7 protein-coding genes are annotated in these 7,652 nt (G+C 41.0%); 3 read left to right on the top strand and 4 right to left on the bottom strand.

The features are described from left to right. Positions 1 to 114: 114 nt before the first annotated feature. The 3 genes from ACH0BF_RS23610 to ACH0BF_RS23600 form a co-directional block, all read right to left on the bottom strand. Positions 115 to 402: a lysozyme family protein gene (locus ACH0BF_RS23610; protein WP_406910401.1), complete on the bottom strand. Its 288-nt coding sequence runs from the start codon at positions 400 to 402 to the stop codon at positions 115 to 117. Positions 403 to 528: 126 nt separating this feature from the next. Continuing rightward, a complete protein-coding gene (locus tag ACH0BF_RS23605) occupies positions 529 to 2,037 on the bottom strand; it encodes a glycine betaine uptake BCCT transporter (protein ID WP_340854549.1) in 1,509 nt (502 codons plus the stop codon). A 204-nt stretch (positions 2,038 to 2,241) separates the two neighbouring features. Beyond that, a complete protein-coding gene (locus ACH0BF_RS23600; RefSeq protein WP_406910400.1) occupies positions 2,242 to 3,804 on the bottom strand; it encodes a hypothetical protein in 1,563 nt (520 codons plus the stop codon). Between the two features lie 251 nt (positions 3,805 to 4,055). Between ACH0BF_RS23600 and ACH0BF_RS23595 the strand changes: the two genes are divergently transcribed. From ACH0BF_RS23595 to ACH0BF_RS23585, 3 genes are all read left to right on the top strand, one after another. Next, on the top strand, positions 4,056 to 4,415 hold the full coding sequence (locus ACH0BF_RS23595) for a DUF485 domain-containing protein (protein ID WP_120037478.1): 360 nt from the start codon (positions 4,056 to 4,058) through the stop codon (positions 4,413 to 4,415). Continuing rightward, entirely contained in the window at positions 4,412 to 5,938 is a 1,527-nt protein-coding gene (locus tag ACH0BF_RS23590; protein WP_120037476.1) for a solute symporter family protein, read from the top strand. Before ACH0BF_RS23595 ends, ACH0BF_RS23590 begins: the two co-directional genes overlap by 4 nt. Before the next feature lie 104 nt (positions 5,939 to 6,042). Then, a complete protein-coding gene (locus ACH0BF_RS23585) occupies positions 6,043 to 6,774 on the top strand; it encodes a L,D-transpeptidase family protein (RefSeq protein WP_340854554.1) in 732 nt (243 codons plus the stop codon). A gap of 317 nt (positions 6,775 to 7,091) precedes the next feature. On the opposite strand, the gene ACH0BF_RS23580 is transcribed toward ACH0BF_RS23585, so the two are convergent. Next, positions 7,092 to 7,625 carry a hypothetical protein gene (locus ACH0BF_RS23580; protein ID WP_120037472.1) on the bottom strand — a complete coding sequence of 178 codons (534 nt, stop codon included), beginning with the start codon at positions 7,623 to 7,625 and terminating at the stop codon, positions 7,092 to 7,094. Positions 7,626 to 7,652 lie beyond the last annotated feature (27 nt).

Here is a 7,652-nt window from a genome sequence, read left to right as displayed (position 1 = left end):
GCTTTCCAAACATGCTACACTCCCCGATATTTGGTTTCCCTCACGGATAAGTTTGGTGGTGATAGGCATTGTAGTCTCGCCTACTCCTTGCTAAGGGAGATTTCTTATATGACCTTATGGTCGCACTTGCATAGGCCCTTCTGCGCCGGCTGGTGATATCATCGATTCCATTGTTGAAAACTTGGTTTCTACCCGATGATGGGCGGCTAACAGCTGCCAGGGCACGCCGTACTCCTTCTCTGCAGCTTTATATATAGGGACATATTCCTTTGGGATAGACGGTTCAATAACAGTGTCTTTAGGAGCGTTTCCCTGATGGAACGCCACATATACCATTGCAATTATAAATAGTAAAAAAAATAATTTTCGTTTTACCGATTTTTTTAGCTTTCTTTTTTTCATGGTGTTCTCCTCAATTAGAAAGTCGGTTCGCATCTATATTAGATAACTGTAGAAAAATCTGCAAGCAATAACGATGCTCACCTAAAAAGGCCGTCCTGCATTCGGCAGAACGGCCAACCTAAATTATTATTTTCTAGGAGAACGGAACGCCTTCATCATGTCTTTTCTTTCTTTTGCAAGTGACCTGTACAAGGATAGTATCATTAATATCATGATCGCCGAAAACGGAAGGGCGGCGATAATAAGAGCATTTTGCAATGCCTGAAGCCCCCCGCTATATAAAAGAATAACGGCTATCAGGGATTGAGCAATACCCCATGTTAATTTTACACGATTCGGAGGGGTAAGTGAACCATAGGTTGTTTGCATTCCCAATACAAAAGTGGCTGAATCAGCAGAGGTAATAAAGAATATGCCAACTAAAGCGACAGCTATTACCGATAGAACAGAAGACCATGGAAGCTCATGGAAAATGGCGAACAACACTTCTTCTGTCGCATTCTTTGTTAAATCTACAGCTCCTGACATTTGCAAGTCTATTGCTGAAGCTCCAAATACAGCAAACCATAAAAAGCTGACGAGCGCCGGCATAATCAATGTGCCAACTAAAAACTCACGGATCGTTCTTCCTTTGGATACACGAGCGATAAAAATACCGACAAATGGCGACCAGGAAATCCACCATGCCCAATAGAAAATAGTCCAACCATTAATCCAGGCGCGGTGCTCTCCATTTAAAGGAGCAATCCGAAAACTCATCGTCGCCAAGTTTTGAAGATAGGTGCCAATTGTATCGGTAAATAGATTCATAATAAACAGAGTAGGGCCGAGGATAAGCATAAGCACTAGCAACACAATAGCTAAAAGCATATTCGTATTACTCAATATTTTAATTCCTTTGCCTAGTCCGCTAACCGCAGAGGCTATAAATAAAATCGTAACTACAATAATAATGAGCAGTTGAACAAAAAAATTAATTGGTATATCAAATAAGTAAGAAAGCCCCCCGTTAATTTGGGCCGCGCCAAAGCCAAGCGTAGTAGCTACTCCTACTACTGTTGCAAATACAGCCATCACATCAATGGCTGTGCCAAGTGGCCCTCTTGCCCTCTCTCCCAAAATAGGGACAAGCGTTGCACTAATCAAGCCCGGTTCCTCTTTACGGAACTGATAATAAGCCAATGCCAGTGCTACAACCGCATAAATAGCCCAGGCATGAATGCCCCAGTGAAAAAATGTATAACGCATGGATTCTTTTACCGCTGCGTCCGATCCTGCTTTAGCTAGAGGAGGATCAATCGCAAAATGGCTCAATGGCTCTGCTGCCCCCCAAAATACTAAGCCTATTCCCATACCTGCACTAAACAGCATAGCAAACCATGTAGGGGTGGAATAGTCTGGCTTCTCTCCAGGCTTTCCTAACCTGATAGCCCCTACAGGACTAAAGATTAATAATAAACAAAATAACACAATGACTGAGACCAAAATTAAATAATACCAACCAAAAGCTGAGGTAATAAACGTTTGAATGTTGCCTGTTACCTGCTCGAATGTTTTCGGCGCTGCTACGCCAAAGACGACAGAAGCAAGTACTAATGCAATTGTAATCCAAAACACATTTGAAATTTTTTGCACAAAATTCTCCTTTCTTTATTTCAACTGACTAATGCATATGGGAATGGGCAGTATATCCGCAGATGCCTCTGCGCTTATTTAACAACCTCTATTACCCTAACAAATAACCGGAAGTCCATCAAGTAAAGGGGCCTTTTCCTATAATATTCTTGTCATAAAAAAGCCCTGCCGGTATTGAGGAACCGACAGAGTGAAGTGATATCGTTATAGTTCATTCATATATGGATTGGTTTCTTTTTCCATTTCACTTTTGTATAATTGCGATAAGCCATATGTCCGCTTTTCTGCATCCGAGATCGCGGCTCTCATTTGCTTTTCTTGTTGCTTTACCTCTGCCAACTTTTCCGTGAATTTTTCAATTTTACGCTGAATCTCTTGCTTATTCAGGTTCAATTGTGCAAGTTCATCATTGGAACGATGGATTTCTTCAATTAGCTGCGGTTCATAGTCATGATATTTTTCCAATACTAAATCGCTGATTTCATTGAACACTTTGTCAATTTTCTTTTCAATCTGGGCTTTTTCCGTCTGATGATAGCTTGATTTAATAAAAGTGGTAACGGACCGAACGATCCCTTTTTTCGCATTTTCCTGTTTAGCCAATTTAGCTTCCACTTTCTTCAAATCCTCTTGCAGCCTGTTATTCTTGACGCTAAGTTCGCCAAAATAGGGCCGTGCCGGGTCTTGCTTTAACATCTGTATCAGTTTTTCTCGCAGCTGTAGATTGTACGCTTCTGTTTGGCGAAACACAGCTTCTTCCTCTTTTAGTTCTTCTCTGAGAATGTCCAATCCCTTTTTCCAATCATTTTGCTTTTGCACCATTTCATTTACTGAACGAAGCATCTTGCGGTAATCAACAAACCGCTGGTTCCAGGAATGAGTAATTACTGCAAGGTCCTCCTCTTCCTCCGGCGCACCATCCGCTAAATAAGGAAGAATTGTCTCAAGCAGAACCATCGGCAGCAGACCCTTATTAAATAATAAATTTTGATAACGGTAAAGGATACCTCCGCCTTTAAAAATGAGTGACAACAGTAAGTCAGGGTTTGTCATCCATGAAAAATAAGCAGCTTCCTGCGGGGCAAAAGCAGCAGCAGGACGCTCCCTTGAGAAGCATTGAAGCAAATATTTGTAAAAGCCAAAACCCGTCTTTTCCACGATGGAGGTAAAAACAGCAAAAGCATCCTCCAATAGCGCTATTTGCAATTCTTCTGCTATCCATTCTGATAAATGAATCTGCTCCTTAATTTGTTCCTGTTGGTAAGAAGGCAAATGTTCAACAAACATCAGAATTTCGTCTACCCAAATAGCTGTCTCCGTTCCTTTTTCAGGCTTAGACTGCTGGGCATTCATATGCGTATATAATTGCGCCATTTCCCAGTGAACAAGAAACTTCACTTTATTTTTTTCAGGAAAGCGATCAAATGCTTTGGCAAAATCCTTATATTGCTTCTGAAGCTGTAGAAAAGCTTCGTCAATTATTTCTTCACATTGCTTCATAACCTTGTATGGGTCATCAAGCAGACGCATAGGCAGTTTAAGTGTTTTACTTAACTCCAGCAACAAATCAAGCTGCAGTTCCTGATCTTCTACTACGTTTAGCTTATCAGCTTCCTTTTTAAGCCATTCATAAAAATGAGCAGACTGTTCTTTTGAAACTAAATCTTTTGTTTTAGAAGAAACAAGATCCCAAAAGTTTAAATCATGCAGCATGACATATACAAACCGTAAGTGAGTCCCTTTTAGAGACACGAGCGAATGTGCCAATTGCCGGCCTTCTATCATAAGCAATCCGTCCAATCTATTCAAATTATTTGTATATCATTATATATCAAAATAACAGAAGAAGGTATTTGCGCAAAGAAAATCGCTTTTCTTAATCTAACCGTCGAATTTTGTCTAAAACTAATCAGTCGGTTTTTTCCCAAACCATTGCAAAATAAGGAAATATTTTTTAAGATTGGTATATAATTCTGAAATTTATGTAATTTCAGGAAATTCATTTTAGGAGGATGTTCATGGGAAATCAAAAGCTAAAACCCCCACCGCTTGGAGCAGAAAAAACTACTTATGAAAGCATTGCCGAAAGCCCGAAGTTTAAACAAATGGTGAAAAGTAAAACCAAATTTCTTGTCCCTCTTTCAATCTTCTTTCTGCTATTTTATTTTTCACTGCCACTGCTTACATCCTACTCAACCATTTTAAATAAGCCGGCGATCGGTTCGATTTCATGGGTTTGGATTTTTGCTTTTGCCCAATTTATCATGACTTGGGCGCTAAGTATGATCTATGTAAAAAAAGCCAATCAGTTTGATCAAATGTCTGATGATATCTTAAACGATTTACAAGTAGAGAAAAAAGGAGATCAACCGTTATGAGTGTCATTGGGTTAGCGTTTTTCGTTGGAATAGTCGGACTCACGCTTGTCGTTACGTACTTTGCCGCTAAGCGTACAAATACAGCAAGTGAGTTTTACACAGCGGGTGGCGGGCTGACAGGCTGGCAAAACGGACTGGCTATTGCGGGAGACTATTTGTCGGCAGCCTCATTTCTTGGAATAGCCGGGGCTATCGCCTTAAATGGCTTTGATGGCTTCTTTTTCAGCATCGGCTATCTCGTTGCCTATTTGGTCGTACTTTATCTGGTCGCTGAACCATTGCGCAATCTGGGTAAATATACGCTGGCAGATATGATTAATGCCCGCTTTGACCAGAAAAAGGTAAGAGCTACCGCGGCTCTGAGTACCATTACAATTGTTATTTTTTACATGATTGCCCAACTCGTAGGAGCCGGTGCTCTTATCCAATTGCTGTTGGGGATTGATTATTGGATTGCCGTCTTAATTGTCGGTGTGATGATGACTGTTTATGTATTGTTTGGCGGTATGACAGCGACGAGCTGGGTGCAAATTATTAAAGCTGTTCTGCTTATGATCGGTACTGTTATTATTTCTTTTCTCGTATTAATGAAATTTCATTTTAACATCTTTGAAATGTTCTCTGACATGAAATCCGCCACTTCACACGGGGAAAATTATTTAAATCCTGGTGTGAAATACAAAAATCCTATCGATACGCTTTCTATGACGATGGCTCTCGTATTTGGGACCGCTGGTCTTCCGCATATCCTTATGCGCTTCTTTACTGTAAAAGATGCAAAAACGGCAAGAGGCTCCGTCGTTTATGCCACATGGATTGTTGGTGTTTTTTATATTCTTACCATCTTCCTTGGCTTCGGTGCTGCCGCTTTTGTTGGTTCCGATAAAATTATCTCTGCCAACGCGGCTGGAAATATGGCAGCTCCCTTGCTTGCTCAAGCATTAGGCGGCGACATGCTGATGTCATTTGTATCCGCCGTGGCATTCGCCACGATTCTTGCAGTAGTAGCTGGTCTCGTTTTATCAGGAGCATCCGCCTTCGCCCATGATATTTACGGAGAGATTATTAAGAAAGGAAAGGTGACGGAAAGACAGCAGATGCTCGCTGCGCGCTATGCCTCCATTTCGGTTGCTATTTTTTCTATTTTGCTCGCTCTGTTTGCTCAAAAAATGAACGTAGCTTTTCTCGTTTCTCTCGCCTTTTGCGTAGCGGCCAGTGCAAACCTTCCTGTTATTTTGTACACGATCTATTGGAAGCGCTTTAATACCATCGGCGCCATTTCTGCTATGTTAACTGGATTGCTTTCTGCGTTAATGTTGGTAGCCATCAGCCCGAACGTATTAGGCCCTGAAGGCACAGCCATTTTTGTCGGCAGCCCGCTGTTCCCTCTTACCAATCCAGCAGTTATCTCTATTCCAGCCGGTTTCCTTGCCGGGTATGTCGGTACGGTACTTTCTGCTAAAGCAGATGCCCGTAAATTTGCTGAAGTCTCTGTAAAAGCAAATACTGGATTTAAAGGGTAAGTCTATATGAAACAGCAGCCAGAATCGGCTGCTGTTTTTTGTTCCACTTTTAGTGCCTTTTCCATCCAGATAAGAGTATAATGGTTTAAAAACAGGAGATAAAGATGAAAAAGATATTTGTATCTACCCTATTCATTTTTTGTGCCGCTTTTTTGTCCCCTTCTTTCTCAACAGCTGCAGAGACTGCCTCTTTCGAGAAAAAAGTAGCTGCCCAATTATCAGCTATTACAGACAGCAGCCAGTTTATCGTTGTAGAAGGAAAGACAAATCATTACCAAGCCGTATTAAGAACATACGAAAAAAGAGGCGATACCTGGGTGCAAACGTACAAAACTGCCGCTGTGATTGGTAAGAATGGCCTGTCTCAGTCAAAAAGAGAGGGGGATGGCCGCACCCCTGTTGGTTTATTTCCCATTGGTGAAGGCTTTGGATTTGCTCCAAAACCAGCTAATCTAAACATACGGTATACACAAACGAATAACTATCATTATTGGATAGACGATCCGTCTTCACCAGACTACAATCAGTGGATATATTATAGAGGCAACCCCAATAAGCGCTGGAAGTCCTATGAACGGCTGAATCACTTTTTGTATAAGTATGCAGTTATCATAAAATATAATGAAAAGCCTATTATTACAGGAAAAGGGAGTGCCATCTTTCTTCATAGATGGCGACAATCGACAAGTCCGACAGCTGGATGCGTAGCGCTTAATGAGAATCACCTGTTAAATGTGATGCGCTGGATCGTGCCGGCCAAGCAGCCTAAAATCGTGATTGGCGATCAATCTTCCATCGTCACTCAGCTTAAAAACTACAAGAATTCTGCCAAGTGACTATGTCATCCATTCAAAAACTCACTGTTTGGTTAAAAGATAGAGGATGAAGGATAGAAAAGGCCGTCCCTCTTTTCTATCCCTCTTGCAGTTGACCTTGTCGAATGTCTCTCCAATCCCTCTAAAAGCTGCTTAATTTTTTAGAGCCTATTAAAAGAATGTATTCCATTCCCCATCAAATATGTATTTGCCCACATTCATGTTGTAGACTTGGAGGCTTGTGTATCCTCCTCTTTCTAGACTCACACAAAAGATTTAAAAAGTTTAAGAAACAAAAAAGCACATCACCGTAATAAATGATGTCCTTTAAAGCTTACTTACATCTGTTCTATTCTATTTTTCACAAGTGCTAAACCATTGTTAAGCTCTTCTCTTAGGACTTGTTCTTTCTTGGCAAAATTAGCTGTTGGCTCCTGCGAACGCAAGGCCAGCTGAATATATTGCTTATAGGTAATATGAGCATCAAGTAAAATGGCGTACACCTCTGTCATTTCTTCTGGCGGTTCCGATAGCTCAAATAACAAGTCGCGGCATTTTTCTGAATCTTGTCTTAATGTCTTCACCATATTGTCATACCGGAAAGAGCTGTTGCTCCCTGCTACTATTCCTTCGCCATAGCGGCTAACCACTCCTTGGTCATTCGCATAGCTAGAAACAATAGACTCCGCCTTATAGGCATTTTTATCCATCAGCTCATAAATCACTTTTATCTGCTTCGCATAAGCCTGTTCGTTTCTATACTCTTTAAAATAATAAAATGATAGGCCCGTAAACAGTAAGGTACCACAAACAATCAATAGGAGAGACTTTGCAAAATAGCTCGTTTTTATGGAGGAGCGTCTAACAACCATTTATTATCACCTGGCCCTTTACTGTTT

The sequence above is a fragment of the Pseudobacillus sp. 179-B 2D1 NHS genome (genome assembly GCF_045370945.1).
Lineage (GTDB): Bacteria > Bacillota > Bacilli > Bacillales > Domibacillaceae > Pseudobacillus.
Note: the sequence above shows the minus strand (reverse complement) of the source record. Positions and strands in the feature narration are given on the sequence as shown.

What these genes read in the sequence shown, in the direction of transcription:
- ACH0BF_RS23590 (WP_120037476.1), top strand. Translation starts at nt 4,412, where the DNA reads ATGAGTGTCATTGGGTTAGCGTTTTTCGTTGGAATAGTCGGACTCACG.
- ACH0BF_RS23610 (WP_406910401.1), bottom strand. Translation starts at nt 402, where the DNA reads ATGAAAAAAAGAAAGCTAAAAAAATCGGTAAAACGAAAATTATTTTTT.
- ACH0BF_RS23595 (WP_120037478.1), top strand. Translation starts at nt 4,056, where the DNA reads ATGGGAAATCAAAAGCTAAAACCCCCACCGCTTGGAGCAGAAAAAACT.
- ACH0BF_RS23585 (WP_340854554.1), top strand. Translation starts at nt 6,043, where the DNA reads ATGAAAAAGATATTTGTATCTACCCTATTCATTTTTTGTGCCGCTTTT.
- ACH0BF_RS23580 (WP_120037472.1), bottom strand. Translation starts at nt 7,625, where the DNA reads ATGGTTGTTAGACGCTCCTCCATAAAAACGAGCTATTTTGCAAAGTCT.